19 protein-coding genes are annotated in these 20,335 nt (G+C 69.4%); 12 read left to right on the top strand and 7 right to left on the bottom strand.

Annotated features, from left to right (window positions below; all coding sequences use genetic code 11):
- The first annotated feature begins 86 nt into the window (after window positions 1-86).
- On the top strand, window positions 87-983 hold the full coding sequence (locus ACQZ13_RS23395) for a LysR family transcriptional regulator (protein WP_431048294.1): 897 nt from the start codon (window positions 87-89) through the stop codon (window positions 981-983).
- On the opposite strand, the gene ureC is transcribed toward ACQZ13_RS23395, so the two are convergent.
- From ureC to ACQZ13_RS23415, 4 genes are read right to left on the bottom strand one after another with little or no spacing between them, the layout of a single operon-like run.
- Window positions 968-2,686: an urease subunit alpha gene (gene ureC, locus ACQZ13_RS23400; RefSeq protein ID WP_431048295.1), complete on the bottom strand. Its 1,719-nt coding sequence runs from the start codon at window positions 2,684-2,686 to the stop codon at window positions 968-970. The two genes, ACQZ13_RS23395 and ureC, sit on opposite strands and share 16 nt — an antisense overlap.
- Entirely contained in the window at window positions 2,686-2,991 is a 306-nt protein-coding gene (locus tag ACQZ13_RS23405; RefSeq protein ID WP_431048296.1) for an urease subunit beta, read from the bottom strand. Before ACQZ13_RS23405 ends, ureC begins: the two co-directional genes overlap by 1 nt.
- Before the next feature lie 8 nt (window positions 2,992-2,999).
- Entirely contained in the window at window positions 3,000-3,659 is a 660-nt protein-coding gene (locus tag ACQZ13_RS23410) for a HupE/UreJ family protein (RefSeq protein WP_431048297.1), read from the bottom strand.
- Between the two features lie 54 nt (window positions 3,660-3,713).
- Entirely contained in the window at window positions 3,714-4,016 is a 303-nt protein-coding gene (locus ACQZ13_RS23415) for an urease subunit gamma (protein ID WP_067283776.1), read from the bottom strand.
- 64 nt (window positions 4,017-4,080) lie between these two features.
- On the opposite strand from ACQZ13_RS23415, the gene ACQZ13_RS23420 reads away from it, so the two are divergent.
- From ACQZ13_RS23420 to ACQZ13_RS23435, 4 genes are all read left to right on the top strand, one after another.
- Window positions 4,081-7,566: a hybrid sensor histidine kinase/response regulator gene (locus tag ACQZ13_RS23420; protein ID WP_431048298.1), complete on the top strand. Its 3,486-nt coding sequence runs from the start codon at window positions 4,081-4,083 to the stop codon at window positions 7,564-7,566.
- A 65-nt stretch (window positions 7,567-7,631) separates the two neighbouring features.
- On the top strand, window positions 7,632-8,717 hold the full coding sequence (locus ACQZ13_RS23425; protein WP_431048299.1) for a response regulator transcription factor: 1,086 nt from the start codon (window positions 7,632-7,634) through the stop codon (window positions 8,715-8,717).
- 128 nt (window positions 8,718-8,845) lie between these two features.
- Window positions 8,846-9,667 (top strand): oxidoreductase, encoded by an 822-nt coding sequence (locus ACQZ13_RS23430; protein WP_431048300.1) that lies wholly within the window; start codon window positions 8,846-8,848, stop codon window positions 9,665-9,667.
- 52 nt (window positions 9,668-9,719) lie between these two features.
- Entirely contained in the window at window positions 9,720-10,727 is a 1,008-nt protein-coding gene (locus tag ACQZ13_RS23435; RefSeq protein ID WP_431048301.1) for an AraC family transcriptional regulator, read from the top strand.
- 28 nt (window positions 10,728-10,755) lie between these two features.
- On the opposite strand, the gene ACQZ13_RS23440 is transcribed toward ACQZ13_RS23435, so the two are convergent.
- Window positions 10,756-10,977, bottom strand: a complete 222-nt coding sequence (locus ACQZ13_RS23440) for a hypothetical protein (protein ID WP_431048302.1) — start codon at window positions 10,975-10,977, stop codon at window positions 10,756-10,758.
- Window positions 10,978-11,125: 148 nt separating this feature from the next.
- On the opposite strand from ACQZ13_RS23440, the gene ACQZ13_RS23445 reads away from it, so the two are divergent.
- Both ACQZ13_RS23445 and ACQZ13_RS23450 read left to right on the top strand, forming a co-directional pair.
- Window positions 11,126-11,596 (top strand): Rrf2 family transcriptional regulator, encoded by a 471-nt coding sequence (locus ACQZ13_RS23445; RefSeq protein WP_431048303.1) that lies wholly within the window; start codon window positions 11,126-11,128, stop codon window positions 11,594-11,596.
- Window positions 11,586-12,479: an NAD(P)/FAD-dependent oxidoreductase gene (locus ACQZ13_RS23450; protein ID WP_431048304.1), complete on the top strand. Its 894-nt coding sequence runs from the start codon at window positions 11,586-11,588 to the stop codon at window positions 12,477-12,479. Before ACQZ13_RS23445 ends, ACQZ13_RS23450 begins: the two co-directional genes overlap by 11 nt.
- 75 nt (window positions 12,480-12,554) lie before the next feature.
- On the opposite strand, the gene ACQZ13_RS23455 is transcribed toward ACQZ13_RS23450, so the two are convergent.
- Window positions 12,555-13,589, bottom strand: coding sequence for a hypothetical protein (locus tag ACQZ13_RS23455; RefSeq protein WP_431048305.1), 1,035 nt, complete (start codon window positions 13,587-13,589; stop codon window positions 12,555-12,557).
- A gap of 145 nt (window positions 13,590-13,734) precedes the next feature.
- Window positions 13,735-14,403 (bottom strand): prolyl hydroxylase family protein, encoded by a 669-nt coding sequence (locus tag ACQZ13_RS23460; protein WP_431048306.1) that lies wholly within the window; start codon window positions 14,401-14,403, stop codon window positions 13,735-13,737.
- A 127-nt stretch (window positions 14,404-14,530) separates the two neighbouring features.
- Between ACQZ13_RS23460 and urtA the strand changes: the two genes are divergently transcribed.
- The 5 genes from urtA to urtE all read left to right on the top strand — a co-directional run bounded on the left by urtA (window position 14,531) and on the right by urtE (window position 20,255).
- A complete protein-coding gene (urtA, locus tag ACQZ13_RS23465; protein WP_431048307.1) occupies window positions 14,531-15,826 on the top strand; it encodes an urea ABC transporter substrate-binding protein in 1,296 nt (431 codons plus the stop codon).
- Window positions 15,826-17,424 carry an urea ABC transporter permease subunit UrtB gene (gene urtB, locus ACQZ13_RS23470; protein WP_431048308.1) on the top strand — a complete coding sequence of 533 codons (1,599 nt, stop codon included), beginning with the start codon at window positions 15,826-15,828 and terminating at the stop codon, window positions 17,422-17,424. The genes urtA and urtB overlap by 1 nt, the downstream gene beginning before the upstream one ends.
- An 18-nt stretch (window positions 17,425-17,442) precedes the next feature.
- A complete protein-coding gene (gene urtC, locus ACQZ13_RS23475; protein WP_431048309.1) occupies window positions 17,443-18,606 on the top strand; it encodes an urea ABC transporter permease subunit UrtC in 1,164 nt (387 codons plus the stop codon).
- Entirely contained in the window at window positions 18,603-19,439 is an 837-nt protein-coding gene (gene urtD, locus ACQZ13_RS23480) for an urea ABC transporter ATP-binding protein UrtD (protein WP_431048310.1), read from the top strand. Before urtC ends, urtD begins: the two co-directional genes overlap by 4 nt.
- Before the next feature lie 111 nt (window positions 19,440-19,550).
- Window positions 19,551-20,255, top strand: a complete 705-nt coding sequence (gene urtE, locus ACQZ13_RS23485; protein ID WP_431048311.1) for an urea ABC transporter ATP-binding subunit UrtE — start codon at window positions 19,551-19,553, stop codon at window positions 20,253-20,255.
- The last annotated feature ends 80 nt before the right edge of the window (window positions 20,256-20,335 follow it).

Raw genomic sequence — 20,335 nt, forward strand, 5'->3', positions numbered from 1 at the left:
TACGCAGCCGCTTAGCATCGATCAATCGAATAGTTCTCATGCATAGAATGCGTCGCACGCATACTGCAGCGACACCGGGAACCGCCATGCTCGACGAACTCAAAGCCTTCATCGCCGTCGTGGACACGAGTTCGCTGACGAAGGCGGCGGACCGGCTGTCCCTCACGCAGTCGGCGGTGTCGCGCCGCGTCCAGCAGCTGGAGGACATGCTGGGCACGCCGCTGCTCGACCGGTCGACGCGACCGCCGACGGCCACGGCCGTGGGGCGGCGCATCCATCAATCGGGCGGGGCCATCCTGCGCGACATCGATCGCCTGAAGCGGATCGCCCGGGACGGCGAGGCGCCCACCGGCACCTTCAGGATCGGTCTGCCTCAGGTCATCGCGGACGTCGCGCTGTTCGAGATCGCCATGCGCCTGAGGACCAGCTTCCCGGCCCTGGATCTGAGGTGCCGCACGGACTGGAGCACGACGCTCCAGAAGTCGGTCGCACAGGGCGAGCTCGACGCGGCGGTCCTCATGCTGCCGGCGGGGAGCGTGCCGCCGGCGGGCATGGCCGCGCAACACATCGCCACCTTCGACGTGCTGATCGTGCAGAGCAAGGACGCGCCGGTCGTTCCGGACCGCTCAAGCATCGGCCGGTTGGCCGACGCCGAATGGATCCTCAATCCGCAGGGCTGCGGCTATCGCGCCGCGCTGCAGCGCGCGATGGAGGGCGTCGGAAAGCCCCTGCGCCTGGGGGTCGACGTGCACGGCACCGAAACGCAGCTGCGCCTCGTCGCCGCGGGGATGGGGCTGGGACTGGCGCCGCGCAGCCTGCTGGCCGCCAGCAGCCACCTGCCGGGGCTCTCCGTCGTGGAGGCGGCCGACTTCTCGTTGACGCTGGACCTGTGGCTGGTCCATGCGCAGGCGCTCGGCAATCTCGGCCAGGCGCTCGAAGTCTTCCACCGGGCGCTGGTGGAGCCGCCTCAGAACAGGAAGTAGCGCTGCGCCATCGGCAGCACCGAGGCGGGCTCGCAGTGCAGCAGCAGGCCGTCGGCGCGCACCGCGTAGGTCTGGGGATCGACCTCCATCCGCGGGGCGTAGTCGTTGCGGACCATGTCCTTCTTGCCCACGCCGCGGATGCCCTTCACCGCGACCGCGGTCTTGGCCAGACCGTAGCGCTGCGGCGCGCCGGCCGCGATCGCCGCCTGCGACACGAAGCTCAGCGAGGCGCGCGCCAGCGATCCCCCGAAGCTGCCGAACATCGGCCGGTAGTGCACCGGCTGCGGCGTCGGGATGGACGCGTTGGGATCGCCCATCGCCGCCATCGCGATCACGCCGCCCTTGAGGATCAGCGAGGGCTTGACGCCGAAGAATGCCGGCTTCCAGATCACCAGGTCGGCCCACTTGCCGACCTCGATGCTGCCGACCTCGTGGCTGACGCCGTGCGCGATTGCCGGATTGATCGCCAGCTTGGCGACGTAGCGTTTCACGCGGCCGTTGTCGTGGCGATCGCTGTCGCCGGGCAGCTGGCCGCGCTGCTGCTTCATCTTGTGCGCGGTCTGCCAGCAGCGCAGCACCACCTCGCCCACGCGGCCCATCGCCTGCGAGTCCGAGCTGAACATGCTGATCGCGCCGAGGTCGTGCAGGATGTCCTCGGCCGCGATGGTCTCCTTGCGGATGCGGCTCTCGGCGAAAGCCAGGTCCTCGGCGATCGCGGGGTCCAGGTGGTGGCAAACCATCAGCATGTCGACGTGCTCGTCGAGCGTGTTGATCGTGTAGGGCCGCGTCGGGTTGGTCGAGCTGGGCAGCACGTTGGCCTCGCCGACGACCTTCAGGATGTCCGGCGCATGGCCGCCGCCGGCGCCCTCCGTATGGAAGGTGTGGATGGTGCGCCCCTTGAAGGCGGCCACCGTGTCCTCGACGAAGCCGCTCTCGTTGAGCGTGTCGGTGTGGATCGCCACCTGCGTGTCGGTGACCTCGGCCACGTCCAGGCAGTTGGAGATCGCCGCCGGCGTCGTGCCCCAGTCCTCGTGCAGCTTCAGGCCGATCGCGCCGGCCTCGATCTGCTCGACCAGGCCTTCGGGCCGGCTGGCGTTGCCCTTGCCGAGGAAGCCCAGGTTCATCGGGAACGCGTCGGCGGCCTGCAGCATGCGCTCGATGTGCCACGGTCCCGGCGTGCAGGTGGTGGCGAAGGTGCCGGTCGCGGGACCGGTGCCGCCGCCCAGCATGGTCGTCACGCCGCTGGCCAGCGCTTCCTCGATCTGCTGCGGGCAGATGAAGTGGATGTGCGAATCGATGGCGCCCGCCGTGACGATCGCCCCCTCGCAGGCGATGACCTCGGTACCGGGGCCGATGACGATGTCCACGCCCGGCTGCGTGTCCGGGTTGCCGGCCTTGCCGATCGCGACGATGCGGTGGTCCTTCAGGCCGATGTCGGCCTTGACGATGCCCCAGTGGTCGAGGATCAGCGCGTTCGTCATCACCGTGTCGACGGCGCCCTGCGCGCGCGTGCGCTGCGACTGCGCCATGCCGTCGCGGATGGTCTTGCCGCCGCCGAACTTCACCTCCTCGCCGTAACCACCGGCGCGCAGCGTCAGGTCCTGCTCGACCTCGATCACGAGCGCGGTGTCGGCCAGCCGGACACGGTCGCCGACCGTGGGGCCGAACATCTCGGCGTAGGCGCGTCTGCCGATGCGGGCCATCAGAGCGCTCCCTGGATCAGGCCGCGGAAACCCCAGACCTCGCGGCTGCCGGCGTAGTCGACCAGCTCCACGGTGCGTTGCTGGCCGGGCTCGAAGCGCACGGCGGTGCCGGACGCGATGTTCAGGCGCATGCCGCGCGCGGCTTCGCGGTCGAAGACCAGCGCGCCGTTGGTTTCGGCGAAGTGGTAGTGGGAACCGACCTGGATGGGCCGGTCCGCGCCGTTGACCACGGTCAGCGTCAGCGTGCGGCGGCCTGGGTTGAGCATCAGCTCGCCGTCGTCGACCAGCAGCTCGCCAGGGGTCATGCCGGGCATCATGCGACCACCATGCGGGCGAGCAGCCCCAGGCCAAGCAGCGCGATCGCGCCGCCCGCGGCGCGCGACCAGACCGGCGCGAGCGAACGCAGCTTCAAGCCCAGGGCGAGACCGCCCGCATGCAGCAGCGCGGTCGCCAGGACCATGCCGGCGAGCGCGGCGCCGCCTTGCAGCTCGGCGCCATGCGCCAGGCCGTGGAAGACGGCGAAGGCGCCGACCAGCGCGGCGGACATCGTCGCGCCCAGACGCCAGCGCGCGGCGGCGACCAGGCCCAGCACGAGGACCGAGGCGGCGACCATGGGCTCAACACCTGGCACCTGGAAGCCTTCGTCCGCGAGCGCGAATCCGACCAGCGCGCCCGCCAGCAGCAGCCCGGCGAAGGCGAACGGGGCCGCCAGCATGCGGCGGCCGGTCTGCGTCAGCGCGCTCCACAGGCCGACGGCGAGCATCGCGGCGAGGTGGTCGAGGCCGGTGAACGGATGGGAGAAGCCGGCGCCGAACGCGGCACCGGTGCTCAGCGTGCCGTGGTCGTGCGGGACGCCTTCGCCGGTGTGGGCGAAGACGAAGACGGGCAGCACGGCGGCGACGGTCAGGGCGAGCGCCTGGACGGCGGTCACGGCGGCGTCGGTGAAGGACACGGGAAGGAATCGTGCGGTCATCGCTGTCCTCAGGGGAGTCGGTGGGTCAGAGGCTCGGAGATCGGAGATCCGGGATCAGGGGATCGGCTGGTGGACGGTGACGAGCTTGGTGCCGTCGGGGAAGGTCGCCTCGACCTGGATGTCGGGGATCATTTCCGGCACGCCGTCCATGACGTCGTCGCGGGTGAGGAGCTCGCGGCCTTCCTTCATCATCTGCGCGACGGTCTTGCCGTCGCGGGCGCCTTCCATGACGGCGGCGCTGAGGAAGGCGACGGCTTCCGGATAGTTGAGCTTCAGACCCCGCGCCTTGCGCCGCTCAGCGAGCAGCGCGGCGGTGAAGATCAGCAGCTTGTCTTTTTCGCGAGGCGTCAGTTCCATGGTCCTGCTGCTCTAGCAAGCCCCATGCCGGTGCGGGCACGCTTCATGCGTTTCCTGGTGGCCCATGGACGCGCCGCTTCCCTCCCAAGACGCCCCGCAGCACATCATCAAGCTGCGGCGGGACTACAACGCCTGGGTGGCGAGGGAGACGCTGGAGGACTACGCGCTGCGCTACACGCCGCACCGGTTCCGGCGCTGGTCGACCTGGCGGGTGGCCAACACCGCTTTCGGGGCGGCGTCCTTCCTGATCCTGGAGGCGGTCGGCGCGACGCTGCTGCTGCAGTACGGCTGGACCAACGCGGCGCTGGCGATCATGGCCACGGGGCTGATCATCTTCCTGGCCGGTCTGCCGATCAGCGTCTACGCGGCGCGCCACGGCGTGGACATGGACCTGCTGACGCGCGGCGCGGGCTTCGGCTACATCGGCTCGACGCTGACCTCGCTGATCTACGCGAGCTTCACCTTCATCTTCTTCGCCCTCGAAGCGGCGGTGATGGCCTATGCGCTGGAGCTGGCGCTCGACATCCCGCCGCAGTGGGGCTACCTGATCTGCGCGCTGGTCGTCATCCCGCTGGTGACGCACGGCATCTCGGCCATCAGCCGGCTGCAGCTGTGGACCCAGCCGCTGTGGCTGGCGCTGCTGGTGCTGCCTTTCGCCTGGGTGGGCTGGCTTCATCCTGGTGCATTCGACGGCATCACGACCCAGATTGGGTCGCAGTCGGGCACGGCGGCCTTCGACCTGCACGCCTTCGGTGCGGCGCTGACCGTCGGCGTGGCGCTCATCACCCAGATGGGCGAGCAGGCCGACTACCTGCGCTTCATGCCCCGCCAGACGAAGGAGAACCGGTTCCGCTGGTGGGCCGCCGTGCTGGCCGGCGGGCCGGGCTGGATCGTGCTGGGCGTGCTCAAGATGCTCGGCGGCGCGCTGCTGGCCTACCTCGCCGTCAGCCACGCGGTGCCCGCCGAGCGCGCCGTCGACCCCAACCAGATGTACCTCGCCGCCTACGAGTACGTGTTCCCGCAGTACGGCTGGGCGGTCGCGGTGACGGCGCTGTTCGTCGTCGTCTCGCAGCTCAAGATCAACGTCACCAACGCCTACGCGGGCTCGCTGGCGTGGAGCAACTTCTTCTCCCGGCTGACGCACAGCCACCCGGGCCGCGTCGTCTGGGTGGTGTTCAACACGCTGATCGCCTTCATGCTGATGTCGATGAACGTGTTCGAGGCGCTCGGGCACGTGCTCGGCCTCTACGCCAACATCGCCATCGCCTGGATCATGGCCGTCGTCGCCGACCTGGTGATCAACAAGCCGCTCGGGCTCTCGCCGCCGGGCATCGAGTTCAAGCGCGCCCACCTGTACGACGTCAACCCGGTCGGCGTCGGCGCGATGGCGCTGGCGTCGGTGCTGTCGGTGGCGGCGCACCTCGGGCTGATGGGCACGCTGGCGCAGGCGTGGTCCGCGGCGATCGCGATGGTGACCGCGCTGGTCACCGCGCCCCTGATCGCCTGGGCGACGAAAGGACGCTACTACCTCGCGCGCCCGCTGTCGGAGATCCAGGCCGCCGGATTCCAGACCGAGGGCGCTGGCGCCGTGCGGCGCTGCGTCATCTGCGAGCGCGACTACGAAGGCCCGGACATGGCGCACTGCCCGGCCTACCGCGGTCCGATCTGCTCGCTGTGCTGCACGCTGGACGCGCGCTGCGGCGACCTGTGCAAGCCGCATGCGAGCCTGTCCGCGCAGTGGACCGCCGCGCTGCGCCGCGTGCTGCCGCAGCGCAGCTGGCGCTACATCGACACCGGCCTCGGTCACTACCTGCTGCTGATGCTCGTGCTCACGCCGCTGCTGGCGACGCTCTTCGGGCTGCTCTACCACCAGCAGCTGCAGCAGCTGCCGCAACTGCCGCTGATCGACATCGCCGCCCAGGACGCGCTGCGCGCCAGCCTCAAGGCAGGGATGCTGAAGGCGTTCTTCGCGCTGCTGCTGGTGGCGGGCACGGTCGCGTGGTGGCTGGTGCTGGCGCACCAGAGCCGCGAGGTCGCGCAGGAGGAATCCAAGCGCCAGACGCAGGCGCTGATGCGCGAGATCGCCTCCCACCGCCGCACCGACGAGGCGCTGCAGGGCGCCCGCCTGCAAGCCGAGCGCGCGCAGGCCGCGGCAGAGGCCGCCAACCAGGCCAAGAGCCGCTACATCAGCACCATCAGCCACGAGCTGCGCACGCCGCTGAACAGCATCCTCGGCTATGCACAGCTGATGGCGGCGGACGCCTCGCTGCCGCCGCAGCGGCGCCAGGCGGTGCAGGTCATCAAGCGCGGCGGCGAGCACCTGATGCAGCTGATCGACGGCACGCTGGACATCGCCCGCATCGAGGCCGGCCGGCTGAGTCTCGAACCGGCGCCGGTGCGTTTCGACGAGCTGCTGCGCGAGCTGGCCGACATGTTCGAGCCGCAGGCCGCGGCGAAGGGCCTAAGCTTCCGCTTCGAGCCGCAAGGCACCTTGCCCGAGTGGGTGCGCGCGGACGAACAGCGCCTGCGCCAGATCCTCATCAACCTGCTGGGCAACGCGATCAAGTTCACCACCGAGGGCGAGGTCACGCTGCGCGTGCGGCACGGCCGCGAGATGGCGACGCTGGAGATCGCCGACACCGGCCCCGGCATGGACGCGGCGGAACTGGAGCGCATCTTCGAGCCCTTCGCCCGCGGCTCGAGCGGCGCCGGCGGCGCGCCGGGCGCGGGGCTGGGGTTGACGATCTCCAAGATGCTGACGGCCCTGATGGGCGGCGAGATGTCGGCGACCAGCGAGCCCGGACGCGGCTCGACCTTCCGTGTGCGGCTGTTCCTGCCGGAGTTGCACGGCCGCATCTGGGACACGCCGCGCATGCGTCGCGCGGCGAAGGAACGCCTCGGCCTGGACGGCGTCTCGCCTCGGGTGCTGATCGTCGACAACGAATCGGACGACCGCCAGCTGCTGATCGAGCTGCTGGAGCCGCTCGGCTTCACCGTGCGCGACGCGTCGAGCGGCCACGACGCGCTGGACCTCGTCGCGGCGGGATGGGTGCCGGACGCGGTGCTGATGGACCTGGCGATGCCCGGCATCGACGGCTGGGAAACGATCCGGCGGCTGCGGCGCATGCTGGGCGATCTCGGCGTGAACGCGCCGGCGGTGGCGGTGGTCTCGGCGAACGCCTTCGAACGCGGTCAGGACAACGATGCCGGCATCGCCGCGCGCGACTTCATCCTCAAGCCGGTGCGGCACGAGCTGCTGCTGGACTGGCTGACCGAGCAACTGTCGCTGTCCTGGCGCGTCGGCCCCGAACGCGCGGCGCCCGATCCGCAGCCGGCCGCACCGGTCGAGACGCCGCCGGCCGACCGTCTGACCGGACTGCGGGAAGCGTTGCAGCTCGGCTACTACCGCGGCGTGCTGCAGCAGCTCGACGCGATCGAGGCGGCCGACGCCGTGTGGACACCCTTCTGCGAGGCCCAACGCGCGCTGGCGCGGCAGTTCCAGTTTGAAGCGATGCTGCGCGCCCTCGCGCGCAGCGAGAACCCCGCGTGAGCACGGGCATGACGACGCGCGCCATGCCCGCGGACCCGACCGCGACCGATGTTGGACGATCTGCGATGAATCCTCCCCTCCCCTCCGCCGTGGCCGCGCTGCTGGACCAGCAGCAAGGCGATCGCGTCCTGATGGTGGACGACGTGCCCGACAACCTGTCGCTGCTGCACGATGCGCTCGACGAGCACGGCTACATCGTGCTGGCGGCGACCAGCGGCGAGGCCGCGCTGGCCTGCGTGCAGCAGGGGCGTCCCGACATCGTGCTGCTGGACGCGATGATGCCGGGCATGGACGGTTTCGAGGTCGCACGGCGGCTGAAGGCGGATCCCTCGACGGCGCACATCCCCATCATCTTCATGACGGGGCTGACCGAGACGGAGCACCTGGTCGCCGCGCTGCAGGCCGGCGGCGTCGACTACGTGACCAAGCCGCTGGATCCGCGCGCGGTGCTGGCGCGCATGCAGGTCCACCTGCAGGGCGCGCGGCAGGCGCGGCAGACGCGCCAGGCGCTGGACGCCTTCGGCTACGCGAGCATCGCGGTGCGCGCGTCCTCGGGCCGGCTGCTGTGGCAGACGCCGCTGGCGCGCGAGCTGCTGCAGCTCTACTACGGCACGATCGCGCCGCAGACGCCGGCGCCGGTGCTGGCGTGGCTGCGCAGGACGCTCGACGAGATGGCGGCCCATTCCCCCGCGGACGGCATGCCGCCGCAGGAGCCGGCCCGCCTGTGCGCCGAGCTCGGCGCGCGGCGGTTGAGCTTCCGGCTGCACCACTGCATCGGCGAGGAGACCTCCGGCGGAGGGACTGCGGCAAGTCCAGCAAGTCCAGCAAGTCCGGCTGGTCCGGCGGGTCCCGCGGTCGGCGCGGCTGCCGGCGGCGACTGGCTGATCGTGATGCGCGAGGTGTCGGACGTCGCGGTGATCCGCTCGCTGGGGCTGGCCTTCAGCCTGACGGCGCGCGAGGCCGAGGTCCTCTACTGGGTCGTGAAGGGCAAGATCAACCGCGACATCGGCGAGATCCTGGGCGCCAGCCCGGCGACGGTGAAGAAGCACCTGGAGCGCATCCATGCGAAGCTGGGCGTGGAGACCCGCACGGCGGCCGCCTCGATGGCGCTCACACGGGTGAGGGAGATGCATCCGCAGTGGGAGGTGTGACGAAGGTCGTGGGGTGATCGGTCGGCGCGATCGGCTGGCGCGATCGGATGACAGGCTGGCGGGATCGGATTGGCGCGCGGGTCGTCGCTCGCGGACCATGGCGGCACGTCAACCTCCCGTCCCTCGACATGCGTCCCCAACAACAACCCGTCGCCCTCGTCACCGGCGCTTCCTCCGGCATGGGCAAGGATTTCGCCCTGCGCCTGATCGCCGAGGGCTACCTCGTCTACGCCACCGCCCGCCGGTTCGACCGGCTTGAAGCGGTCCGCGCGGCCGGCGGCAGGACGCTGACCATGGACGTGACCGACGACGACTCGATGTCGTCCGCGGTCGAACGGATCCTCGCGGAGCAGGGGCGCATCGACGTCCTCATCAACAACGCCGGCTACGGCCAGTACGGCGCGCTCGAAGACGTGCCCCTGGCGGAGGGACGCCGTCAGATGGAGACCAACCTGTTCGGCGCGGCGCGGCTGGTGCAGCTCTGCCTGCCCGCCATGCGGGCGCAGGGTCGCGGGAAGATCATCAACATCTCGTCGATAGGCGGCAAGCTCGCCTCGCCGATGGGCGGCTGGTACCACGCCTCGAAGTTCGCGCTGGAAGGCTACTCCGACGCGCTGCGCAACGAGGTGGCACAGTTCGGCATCGACGTGGTCGTCATCGAACCGGGCGGCGTGGCTTCGGAATGGGCCGGCATCGCTTCGGAAGAAGCGCTGCGGCACTCCGGCACCGGCGCGTACGCCGGGCTCGCCAACAAGTTCAACGACCTGCAGAAGCAGATCACCAACAACCCCGGACCGAAGGTGATCAGCGACCTGGTGATCAAGGCGCTCAAGGCGAAACGCCCGAAGGCGCGATACCACGGCGGCTTCCTTGCCGCACCGATGCTCTTCCTGCGCTATGTCCTGTCCGACCGGCTCTTCGACCGCATGATCAGGATGGCGATGCGATGAGAGAGATCCGATAGGAGAGATCCGATGAGGCAGATGCGATGAGGCAGGTGCGATGAGAGCGACCCACATTCCGATGGTGGCGTCCGTGTCGGCGCGGCTGGCGGCGCTCGGCCTCGACGTGGACGTCGTCGCGGCGCGGGCGGGCATCCCGGCGGGATTCAACCGGCGACCTGGCACCAGCCTGGACACGCGGCAGTTCTTCGCCTTCTGGCGCGCGGTCGCGGAGCTCTCGGGCGACCCGCTCATCGGATTGAAGATCGGCGGCGAGGTCGGTCCGTCGCAGCTGGAGGCCGTTTCGGTGGCGGCGCTGCATTCGGCGACCTTCGGCGACGCACTCGCTCGGCTCGCGCGCTACAAGGGCCTGTGCTGTCCTGAGGAAGTGCGCGTCGAGCGCGATGGCGACAACGATCTGGCCCGCCTGAGCTTCCACTGGATCCTGGCGAAAGAGCCCTGCCCCCAGATCATCAGCGATGCGGCCTTCGCGGCGGCGCACGCGCTGGCGCGTGTGGGCACCGGCCGGACGGTCGCGCCTCGCCGCTTGGAGCTGGTCCGGACGCCGCCGGATATCGGGGCCTACGCCGCGTACTTCGGTTGCGAGGTGCGGACCGGCTGCGTGGGCGACGCGCTGGTCTACGACACGGCGGCGCTGGATCTCCCCTTCGTCACGCGCAACGAGGACCTGCTCGCGGTGCTCGTACCGGCGCTCGACGCGCAGCTCGACGCGATGGGCGAACCCGACATCGAGACGCAGGCCCGCTCCGTGCTGATGAGGATGATGCGAGGCGATCGCCCCACCATCGACACCCTCGCGCGCGAACTCAACATGAGCGCCCGCTCGCTGCAGCGCCGCCTCGGCGAGGCCGGCACCAGCTATCAGACGGTGCTGGATCACGTCCGCCTCGAAACCGCGCGACGCCTGCTTGCGGACACCGCGTTCACGCCCGGCGAGATCGCGTTCTTCCTCGGCTTCGAAGAAGCCAATTCGTTCCAGCGCGCGTTCCGACGGTGGGAGGGAAGGACGCCGGCGCAGTGGCGGGAGCAGACTCAGCAGCAGGAGTGAAGGACGCGCCTCCCCGGCGCACCTCCGATCAATAGGGCGAGTTGGGAATCTCCACCGTCTTCATGCGTTCCTCGGAGAACCAACCCATGGCCATCCCGTCAATCCTGCCGGACCTGACGTTGGCGTAGTCCTTCGCTTGCTTGGCACGCTTGTAAGCCCACATCTCCTCTTCACTGACGATGGTGACCCTGCAACGGAGTTGCGGCTCTTCCGTTCCCTTTGCTTCTTTCTTTCGTTGATTGCGCTTCATACCCTGGTTCCTCAAGATTCGGATCAAAGAAGTCGTCGATTGCCTCATGCGCACACTCGGAAAGAAATAGCAGATTTTTGGGAACTGCAGCGCTCGCGTTTAGTCCCCACTGACGACTATGACTTCATCATGCAACTCATAATGTTGCATGAAATCCAACAGCCAGCTGTCCGACGTCCTCCACGTGCTGCTGCACATGGCCGAGGGCGACGGGCCGTCGACGTCCGAGGCGCTCGCCGCCGCGATGCAGACCAACCCCGTCGTGCTGCGCCGCCTGATGGGCGGCCTGCGCGAGGCGGGTTTCGTCGCCTCCGCGAAAGGCCACGGCGGCGGCTGGGTGCTGTCCTGCCCGCTGGAGCGCATCACCCTGCGCGACGTGCATGAAGCGCTCGGCGGCCCGTCGTTGGTGTCCCTCGGCTTCCGAGAGGAACACCCGGAGTGCCTCGTCGCCCGCGCCGTCAACGACGCGCTCGGCACCGCCGTGCAGGAAGCCGAAGCCCTGCTGCTGAAGCGGCTGGGCGCGGTGACCCTCGCCACGCTGTCCCGCGACTTCCACCAGCGCATGGTCGAACTCGGCCATGCGCCTCATCGCCTAGAGGAGCACCACCATGAAGATTGATTTCGCCGTCATCGGCGGCAGCTACGCCGGCATGGCCGCCGCGCTTCAACTGGCGCGGGCGCGCCGGCAGGTGCTCGTCGTCGACGCGGGGCAGCGACGCAACCAATGCGTCGACGATCACGACGGACAGGCGCACGGTTTTCTGACACAGGATGGCCGCGCGCCCGGCGCGATCGCCGAGGAGGCTCGCCGTCAGTTGCGGCTCTATCCGACCGTGCAGTGGATGTCCGGGCTCGCCGACGACGGTCGCGTGGCACCGGATGGCCGGATCGAATTCCGTGTCGGCGACGTCGCCGTCAGCGCGGGCCGGCTGATCCTCGCCACCGGCGTGCGCGACGAGCTGCCTCCCGTGCCTGGACTCGCCGAGCGCTGGGGGCGCAGCGTCTTCCATTGCCCCTACTGCCACGGCTACGAGCTGGACCAGGGCCGGATCGGCATCGTCGCCGCATCGCCGCTGGCGCAGCACCACGCGATGATGCTGCCGGACTGGGGCGTGCCCACGCTGTTCCTGAACGGCAATTACGAGCCCAGCGCCGACGACCTCGACGAGTTCGCCCGCCGCGGCACGCGTGTCGAGCCCACGCCGATCGTCCGCATCGACGGCTTCGCCGATGTGGTGCTGCGGGACGGCCGGACGCTGACCATGGACGGCCTCTTCACCCAGCCGCGCACGACGCCGTCGAGCACGATCGCCGCGCAGCTCGGCTGCGTGATGGAGGACGGCCCGATGGGCCCGTTCATCAAGGTCGGCCCGATGCAGGACACCAGCGTGCCCCACGTCTTCGCCTGCGGCGACGCCGCCCGCGCGGCTGGCAGCGTGACCCTCGCCGTGTCCGACGGCGCGATGGCCGGCTTCGGCGCGCACCGCTCGACGATGTTCTGAAACGCCGAGGGCCCCTTCCGGGGCCCTCGTCACTCATTCGCGATCCATGGCGCTCAACAGGCGCTCAACAGACGCTCACGGCAACCGGATCCGATCGCCCTCGCGCACTTCCCGGGTCTGCTCCCGGCTGCGACCGACCGTGAAGGTCACGCGCAACGTCTTCTGCTCGCCGTAGGCCGGATCGCGACCCACCAGGTCGTTGTCGACGCGGACGTCGAGCACGCCGCCGCGGCTGATGTTGCGCAGGCGGTCCGTCACGTCGACCGAGCGCCCGCCGGCGCCGTAGGTGGCGCGCACGATGTTCAGCCGCTGATCCTGTGCGGGACCCTGACCGCCGGGGTTGTAGCCGCCGGGGTTGGTCGGGCTGCCCGGACGGCCGTCCCAGCCGCCGTTCCAACCGCCCTGGCCCCAGTCGCCGCGGCCCCAGCCGGTGAACTGGCCGCCGTCGATCCACGAGCCTTCCCGGTAGTCGAAGGTCCGCACCTGGCCGCTGCGGTCGCGGGCATAGATGCGCAGCGTCTTCGTGCGGCCCACCGCCGGGTCGTCGCGGAACAGGTCGTTGGTCACGCGCACCTTGGCGTCGCGACGCGCGAGCTCGCGCAGGCGGCCGGTCACGTCGATGCTGCCTTCCGCCGCGCCGTAACGCGCACCCAGGATCGCGTACGCGCCGTCGTCACGACCGCCGCCGCCTTCCCAGTTGCCGCCGCCGCCCTGGCCCCAGTCGCCGCCGCGCCAGCCGGTGAAGTCGTTGCCGTCGATGACGCTGCCCTCGCGGAACTCGAAGGTGCGGTTGTCGCCGTTGCGGTTGCGCGCGTAGATGCGCAGCGTCTTCGTCTGGCCGTAGGCCGGATCGTTGCCGAACAGCTCGTTGGTCACGCGGACCCGGTCGTCGCGCCGCGCCAGTTCCCGGAGCGTGCCGGTCACGTCCATGTTGCGCTGCGACGTGCCGTAGCGCGCGTTCAGGATCTGCCACTGGCCGTCGTCGCGCGCCGCCCAGGCCGAGGTGCCCGTCAGCATCGCCACCAGCAGCGTCAGCGCCGCCAGCACCACCTGGGCCATCCGCGCGATCGCACGGGTCGTTGTTGTTCCAGTCATCGCAGTCATCGTCATTGCGGTACCTCCTGGTTCTTTCCTGTTGTTCGGAGTTGTTCTTCAGCCTTCGTTCCCCGAGGTCTCGACCTCGTCCCGGGAAGGGGCAGCATGTTGCATCAACGACATGACGTGTCCGGCGGTGCACGCACACTTCTTAGAGGTGTTACGAGCGGTCACCACCGCCGACACTCCCGCCGACATCCCCGCGATCGCTCCCGCCGAAGGTCGAATCGAACCGGGAGTCATACCCGGAGTCGTACTTCGAATCGAACCTCGACTCCGCGGCATCGACCTTGGGCGCGTACATCACGTCCGAGCGAAGCACGTACTTGGTGCCCGAGGTGACCGGCGCGCCCTCATGCCAGGTGTCGTGGACGAAGACCAGCGCGCCGCCGGTCTTCGGCCGCACCGCGAAGTCCCGGAAACCCGTCTCGCCGCCTTCGAAGCCTTCGTTCAGATAGACCAGGAAGCTGAGCCGGCTCACCAGCCCGTCCTCGCGCCACGGCCCGTCCTTGTGCATCCGGAAGCGCTGACCCGCCGTGTACTTGTAGAAGCGCAACGCCCGCGGCAGCCCCACCGCGCGCGCGCCGTCGAGCTCGGGCAGCGGCAGCTGCCGCAGCCGGGCCCACAGCCGGTCGACCCAGGCGGCGCTGGCCACCGTCGTCCGCTCGTTGTTGCGGATGTGGGCCAGCAGCTGCTGCCCCGCCTCGAGCCGGACCGTCGCGGCGTCGAAGCCGCTCTGCTCCGCCAGCGCGATCACCTCGGTGCATTCCTCCGGGGAGAGGAAACCCGGAACGGTGAACACGCGATCGTTGTGGGTCTGGATGTGCATGACCCATTCTGACCGCATGTACGCCATGTGCCGTATATGCCCCGCGTCCCCTCCTTCCTAGCATCCGGTCACTTCCTGAAGTCCTGCGAAGTCCGTCGAAGTCTTCCTTCATCCACCGGAGCTCCCCATGTCCTCGCACCCGAAATCCCCGCGCCCGCAGCGCCGCCTTGCCCTGAAGACCCTGGCCGTGGCCGGCGCGCTGACCGGCCTGAACCTCGCCGCCCTGCCCGCCTTCGCCGCCGACACCATCAAGGTCGGCGTGCTGCACAGCCTGTCGGGCACCATGGCGATCTCGGAGACGGTGCTCAAGGACACCGTCCTGATGGCCATCGACGAGATCAACGCCAAGGGCGGCGTGCTGGGCAAGAAGCTGGAGCCGGTGATCGTCGACCCGGCCTCCAACTGGCCGCTGTTCGCGGAGAAGACCCGCCAGCTGCTGACCCAGGACAAGGTCGCGGTGATCTTCGGCTGCTGGACCTCGGTGTCCCGCAAGTCGGTGCTGCCGGTGGTCGAGGAACTCAACGGCCTGCTCTTCTACCCCGTGCAGTACGAGGGCGAGGAACTCAGCAAGAACGTCTTCTACACCGGCGCCGCGCCCAACCAGCAGGCGATCCCCGCGGTCGACTACCTGATGAGCAAGGACGGCGGCGGCGCCAAGCGCTGGGTGCTGCTGGGCACCGACTACGTCTACCCCCGCACCACCAACAAGATCCTGCGCGCCTACCTGAAGAGCAAGGGCGTGAAGGACTCCGACATCGACGAGAAGTACACCCCGTTCGGCCACAGCGACTACCAGACCATCGTCGCCGACATCAAGAAGTTCTCGGCCGGCGGGAAGACGGCGGTGGTGTCGACGATCAACGGCGACTCCAACGTGCCGTTCTACAAGGAGCTGGGCAACGCCGGGCTGAAGGCCAAGGACGTGCCGGTGGTGGCGTTCTCCGTCGGCGAGGAAGAGCTGCGCGGCGTCGACACCAAGCCGCTGGTCGGCCATCTGGCGGCGTGGAACTACTTCATGTCGATCAAGAATCCGACCAACGACGCGTTCATCAAGAAGTGGTCGACCTATGCGAAGGCCAAGAACCTGCCGGGTCACAAGGACAAGCCGCTGACCAACGATCCGATGGAGGCCACCTACATCGGGATCAACATGTGGAAGCAGGCGGTGGAGAAGGCCAAGTCGACCGACACCGACAAGGTGATCGCCGCGATGGCCGGCCAGACCTTCAGCGCGCCGTCGGGCATCACGTCCAAGATGGACGAGAAGAACCATCACCTGCACAAGTCGGTGTTCATCGGCGAGATCCGCGCGGACGGGCAGTTCAACGTGGTGTGGAAGACCCCCGCGCCGGTCAAGGCCAAGCCGTGGAGCCCGTACATCGCCGGGAATGAAGGCAAGCCCGACGAGCCGGCGAAGAAGTGATGCGGCGCGCCCTGCTCCTCGGATGGATCCTGGCGCTGAGCGGCCTCGCGCCGCTCGCGCAGGCGCTCACGCAGCCGCAGGCGCTGTCCGTCGCGCAGGGCGAGACCGATGACCGCATCGCCGCGCTCGGCAAGCTCGTCGCGGCGCCGGACGCGCGCACCGCCGTGCTGCTGCAGGCGCTGGCGGACGAACGCGTGAAGCTCGGTCCCGATCAGCGCGTGCTGATCGCGACCGACAACGGCGTCGTCGACGCCGCGACCGGCGCGGCGGTGACGCTGACGCCGGATGCCCAGTCCTCGCTCGAGGACGTGATGCTCAACAACCGCCTGCGCGGCGAACTCGACGGCGCGCTCGCCGCGCTCCATCTGTCGAGCGCCGACAAGACCGAACGCCTCGCCGCCGCGAAGGCGCTGATGGACGCCGGCGGCGACGACGCCCGCGTCGCACTGCTGGAGACCGCGATCGCGAAGGAGCAGGACGCCGCCGTCCTCGACGCGCTCAAGCTCGCCCGCGCCGCCGCGCTCGCCGCGAGCCCGGATGCCGCCAAGCGCCTGGCCGCCGCGAAGCTGCTCGGCGAATCGCACAGCCCCGAGACGCGGCTGCTGCTCAATCAACGCCTGTCCGACGAGCAGGACCCCGACGTCAAGCGCGCGCTGCAGCGCTCGCTGCGCGACGTCGAGGACACCCTCGCCTGGGGCGAACGTCTGGGCGCGCTGTTCACCGGCATCAGCCTGGCCAGCATCCTGCTGCTGGTCGCGCTCGGCCTGGCCATCACCTACGGCCTGATGGGCGTCATCAACATGGCGCACGGCGAGCTGATGATGATCGGCGCCTACGCCACCTACCTGGTGCAGGTCGCCTTCCGCCAATGGCTGCCGGGCTGGTTCGACGCCTACCTGATCGTCGCCATGCCCGCCGCTTTCCTCGCCTCCGCGCTGGTCGGCGCGGCGCTGGAGCGCACCGTCATCCGCTGGCTCTACGGCCGGCCGCTGGAGACGCTGCTCGCCACCTGGGGGCTGAGCCTCGTGCTGATGCAGGCGGTCCGCTCGCTCTTCGGCGCGCAGAACGTCGCGGTGGAAAGCCCGTCGTGGATGGGCGGTTCACTCGCGCTTCTGCCGGGACTGGCCCTGCCGGCGAACCGGCTCGTCATCATCGTCTTCGCGCTCGTCGTGCTGGGCGGCATGTCGCTGCTGATCGCGCGCACGCGGCTGGGCCTGTTCGTCCGCGCCGTCACGCAGAACCGCCCGATCGCTTCCTGCATGGGCGTGCCCACCGCGCGCGTCGACACCTACGCCTTCGCGCTCGGCTCCGGACTCGCGGGCCTGGCCGGCTGCGCGCTCAGCCAGGTCGGCAACGTCGGCCCGGACCTCGGCCAGAGCTACATCGTCGACGCCTTCATGGTCGTCGTGCTGGGCGGCGTCGGACAGCTCGCCGGCACGGTGCTCGCGGCGCTCGGACTGGGCCTGGCCAACAAGGCGCTGGAAGGTGTCGTGGGCGCCGTGCTCGCCAAGATCGCCGTGCTGCTCTTCATCATCGTCTTCATCCAGAAGCGGCCGCAGGGCCTGTTCGCGGTCAAGGGCCGCGCGCAGGAGTCCTGAATGCGCAGGGATCCCCTCATGACCGCGACGTCTTCCGCTTCCGCCACATCGCATGCGGCGCCCCCCGTGACGCTGCTGCTGCCGCAACGTCCCGCCCTGCTCGGCCGCACCGGCTGGATCGCCGTGCTGGCCGCGCTGACCGTCGCCTGCGTGCTGCTTCCGTCGCTGAACCTGCTGGTGCCCGCGGGCCATGCGCTGCATGTCGACGGCTACTGGATCAGCCTGCTCGGCAAGTTCTGCTGCTACGCGATGTGCGCGCTGGCGATGGACCTGATCTGGGGCTTCGCGGGCATCCTCTCGCTGGGCCACGGGCTGTACTTCGCGCTGGGCGGCTACGCGATGGGCATGTACCTGATGCGCCAGATCGGCACCGACGGCCAGTACCGCAGCACGCTGCCGGACTTCATGGTGTTCCTCGACTGGAAGGAACTGCCCTGGCACTGGGCCTTCAGCGACAGCTTCCTCGCGACGATGCTGCTGGTGCTGCTCGTCCCCGGCGGCATCGCCTTCGTCTTCGGCTTCTTCGCGTTCCGCTCGCGCATCAAGGGCGTGTACTTCTCGATCATCACGCAGGCGATGACCTACGCCGCGATGCTGTTCTTCTTCCGCAACGAGAGCGGCTTCGGCGGCAACAACGGCTTCACCGACTTCAAGCGCCTGCTGGGCTTGTCGATCACCACGCCCGGCATGCGCATGACGCTGTTCGTGCTGAGCGCGGTCGCGCTGGTCGCTTGCTATCTCGGCCTGCGCTGGCTGACGCGCGCGAAGTTCGGTCGCGTGCTGAGCGCGGTGCGCGACGCGGAGTCGCGGCTGATGTTCTGCGGCTACTCGCCGCTGCCCTACAAGCTGGCCGCGTGGGTGCTGTCGGCGCTGATCTGCGGCCTGGCCGGCGCGCTGTACGTGCCGCAGGTCGGCATCATCAACCCCGGCGAGATGAGCGTCGCCAACTCGATCGAGATCGCCGTCTGGGCCGCGGTCGGCGGACGCGGCACGCTGGTCGGTCCGATCGTCGGCGCCTTCGCCGTCAACGGCGCGAAGAGCTGGCTGACCCAGTTCGCGCCCGAGTACTGGCTGTACCTGCTGGGCGCGCTGTTCGTCGCGGTCACGCTGTTCATGCCGGACGGCATCGCGGGACTGGTCAGGCGCAAGTTCGGCAAGAAGACCGTGGAGACGAAGGCATGAGCCCCGACCTGCTCGAACAAGGCCAGGAGCGCTTGCGCGCCGCCAGCGGTCCCGGCTACGGCCGCGTCGTGCTGCCGGGCCAGCTGGACCTGGCGCACGGCCGCATCCTGTACCTGGAGGACGTGTCCGTCAGCTTCGACGGTTTCCGCGCGATCAACGGCCTGTCCATCGACATCGCGCCCGGCGAGCTGCGCTGCATCATCGGACCGAACGGCGCGGGCAAGACCACGATGATGGACATCATCACCGGCAAGACCCGGCCCGACTCCGGCACGGTGTTCTTCGGCGGAACGATCGACCTGCTGCGCCACAGCGAGGCCGAGATCGCGCAGCTCGGCATCGGCCGCAAGTTCCAGCGCCCGACGGTGTTCGAGGCGCTCAGCGTCTACGAGAACCTCGAACTCGCGCTGCAGGGCTCGCGCGCGCTGCGGGCGTCGCTGTGGGGCGTGCTCAGCGGCGCGCAGCGGGACCGGCTGGCGGAGGTGCTGACGCTGATCCGCCTCGACGACCAGATGACGCGCCCGGCCGGCCTGCTGAGCCACGGACAGAAGCAGTGGCTGGAGATCGGCATGCTGCTGGTGCAGGACCCGAAGCTGCTGCTGCTGGACGAGCCGGTGGCCGGCATGACCGACCAGGAGACCGAACGCACCGCGGAGCTGATCCTGACGCTGAAGGGCAAGCACAGCATCATCGTCGTCGAGCACGACATGGGCTTCGTCGACCGGATCGCGGAGAAGGTGACGGTGCTGGCCGAGGGCTCGGTGCTGGCCGAGGGCACGCTCGCTCAAGTGCAAGCCGATGAACGTGTGATCGAGGTGTACCTTGGGAGATAGGGCCCACCCCCCTACCGGCTTCGCCGGCCCCCTCAAGGGGGCGCCCCCGATGGCCCGGCAGAGCCGGCTCCATGGGGTCCGCTTGGTTTGATAACGACGAGATGCCTTTCCATGCTCATCGCTGAGTCCATTCAACAGTACTACGGCGGTTCGCACATCCTGCGCGACGTGTCGGTGAGCGCGTCGCCGGGCCGCATCACGGTGCTGCTCGGCCGCAACGGCGTCGGCAAGACCAGCCTGCTGAAGAGCCTGATGGGCCTGGTGCCCATCCGCGCGGGCAGCGTCATGCTGGCCGGTGCGGACATCACGCGCGCGACGCCGTACCAGCGCGCGCGGGCGGGCATCGGCTACGTGCCGCAGGGGCGCGAGATCTTCGCCCGCCTGACCGTCGAGGAGAACCTGCGCATGGGCCTGGCGGGCAAGCCGGGCGGCACGCCCGTCCCGGAGCACCTGTACACGCTGTTCCCGGTGCTGAAGCAGATGCTCAGGCGACGCGGCGGCGACCTCTCCGGCGGTCAGCAGCAGCAGCTCGCGATCGCGCGGGCGATGGCGGCGTCGCCGAAGCTGCTGATCCTCGACGAGCCCACCGAAGGCATCCAGCCCAGCATCATCAAGGACATCGGCCGCGTCATCCGACGCCTGGCCGACGAGGGCCTCGACGGCCATCCGGTCGCGATCCTGCTGTGCGAGCAGTACTACGACTTCGCGGCGGAACTGGCCGACGAGTTCCTCGTGCTCGAACGCGGCAGCGTCATTGCCCGGGGGAACAACGCGGACATGCAGACGGCGGAGATCCGGGGCTTGGTGGCGATCTGAGGTCCATCGGATCGACGATCGAGACAGGATTTCTTTTGAGCGTCGCAAGGACATCGGGCAAGACCTGACGCCCTCGAGGG

The sequence above is a fragment of the Roseateles sp. L2-2 genome, from assembly GCF_050613215.1.
In the GTDB taxonomy this organism is placed as follows: domain Bacteria; phylum Pseudomonadota; class Gammaproteobacteria; order Burkholderiales; family Burkholderiaceae_C; genus Roseateles; species Roseateles noduli.

What these genes read in the sequence shown, in the direction of transcription:
- ACQZ13_RS23395 (WP_431048294.1), top strand. Translation starts at nt 87, where the DNA reads ATGCTCGACGAACTCAAAGCCTTCATCGCCGTCGTGGACACGAGTTCG.
- ureC (WP_431048295.1), bottom strand. Translation starts at nt 2,686, where the DNA reads ATGGCCCGCATCGGCAGACGCGCCTACGCCGAGATGTTCGGCCCCACG.
- ACQZ13_RS23405 (WP_431048296.1), bottom strand. Translation starts at nt 2,991, where the DNA reads ATGACCCCTGGCGAGCTGCTGGTCGACGACGGCGAGCTGATGCTCAAC.
- ACQZ13_RS23410 (WP_431048297.1), bottom strand. Translation starts at nt 3,659, where the DNA reads ATGACCGCACGATTCCTTCCCGTGTCCTTCACCGACGCCGCCGTGACC.
- ACQZ13_RS23415 (WP_067283776.1), bottom strand. Translation starts at nt 4,016, where the DNA reads ATGGAACTGACGCCTCGCGAAAAAGACAAGCTGCTGATCTTCACCGCC.
- ACQZ13_RS23420 (WP_431048298.1), top strand. Translation starts at nt 4,081, where the DNA reads ATGGACGCGCCGCTTCCCTCCCAAGACGCCCCGCAGCACATCATCAAG.
- ACQZ13_RS23425 (WP_431048299.1), top strand. Translation starts at nt 7,632, where the DNA reads ATGAATCCTCCCCTCCCCTCCGCCGTGGCCGCGCTGCTGGACCAGCAG.
- ACQZ13_RS23430 (WP_431048300.1), top strand. Translation starts at nt 8,846, where the DNA reads ATGCGTCCCCAACAACAACCCGTCGCCCTCGTCACCGGCGCTTCCTCC.
- ACQZ13_RS23435 (WP_431048301.1), top strand. Translation starts at nt 9,720, where the DNA reads ATGAGAGCGACCCACATTCCGATGGTGGCGTCCGTGTCGGCGCGGCTG.
- ACQZ13_RS23440 (WP_431048302.1), bottom strand. Translation starts at nt 10,977, where the DNA reads ATGAAGCGCAATCAACGAAAGAAAGAAGCAAAGGGAACGGAAGAGCCG.
- ACQZ13_RS23445 (WP_431048303.1), top strand. Translation starts at nt 11,126, where the DNA reads ATGAAATCCAACAGCCAGCTGTCCGACGTCCTCCACGTGCTGCTGCAC.
- ACQZ13_RS23450 (WP_431048304.1), top strand. Translation starts at nt 11,586, where the DNA reads ATGAAGATTGATTTCGCCGTCATCGGCGGCAGCTACGCCGGCATGGCC.
- ACQZ13_RS23455 (WP_431048305.1), bottom strand. Translation starts at nt 13,589, where the DNA reads ATGACGATGACTGCGATGACTGGAACAACAACGACCCGTGCGATCGCG.
- ACQZ13_RS23460 (WP_431048306.1), bottom strand. Translation starts at nt 14,403, where the DNA reads ATGCACATCCAGACCCACAACGATCGCGTGTTCACCGTTCCGGGTTTC.
- urtA (WP_431048307.1), top strand. Translation starts at nt 14,531, where the DNA reads ATGTCCTCGCACCCGAAATCCCCGCGCCCGCAGCGCCGCCTTGCCCTG.
- urtB (WP_431048308.1), top strand. Translation starts at nt 15,826, where the DNA reads ATGCGGCGCGCCCTGCTCCTCGGATGGATCCTGGCGCTGAGCGGCCTC.
- urtC (WP_431048309.1), top strand. Translation starts at nt 17,443, where the DNA reads ATGACCGCGACGTCTTCCGCTTCCGCCACATCGCATGCGGCGCCCCCC.
- urtD (WP_431048310.1), top strand. Translation starts at nt 18,603, where the DNA reads ATGAGCCCCGACCTGCTCGAACAAGGCCAGGAGCGCTTGCGCGCCGCC.
- urtE (WP_431048311.1), top strand. Translation starts at nt 19,551, where the DNA reads ATGCTCATCGCTGAGTCCATTCAACAGTACTACGGCGGTTCGCACATC.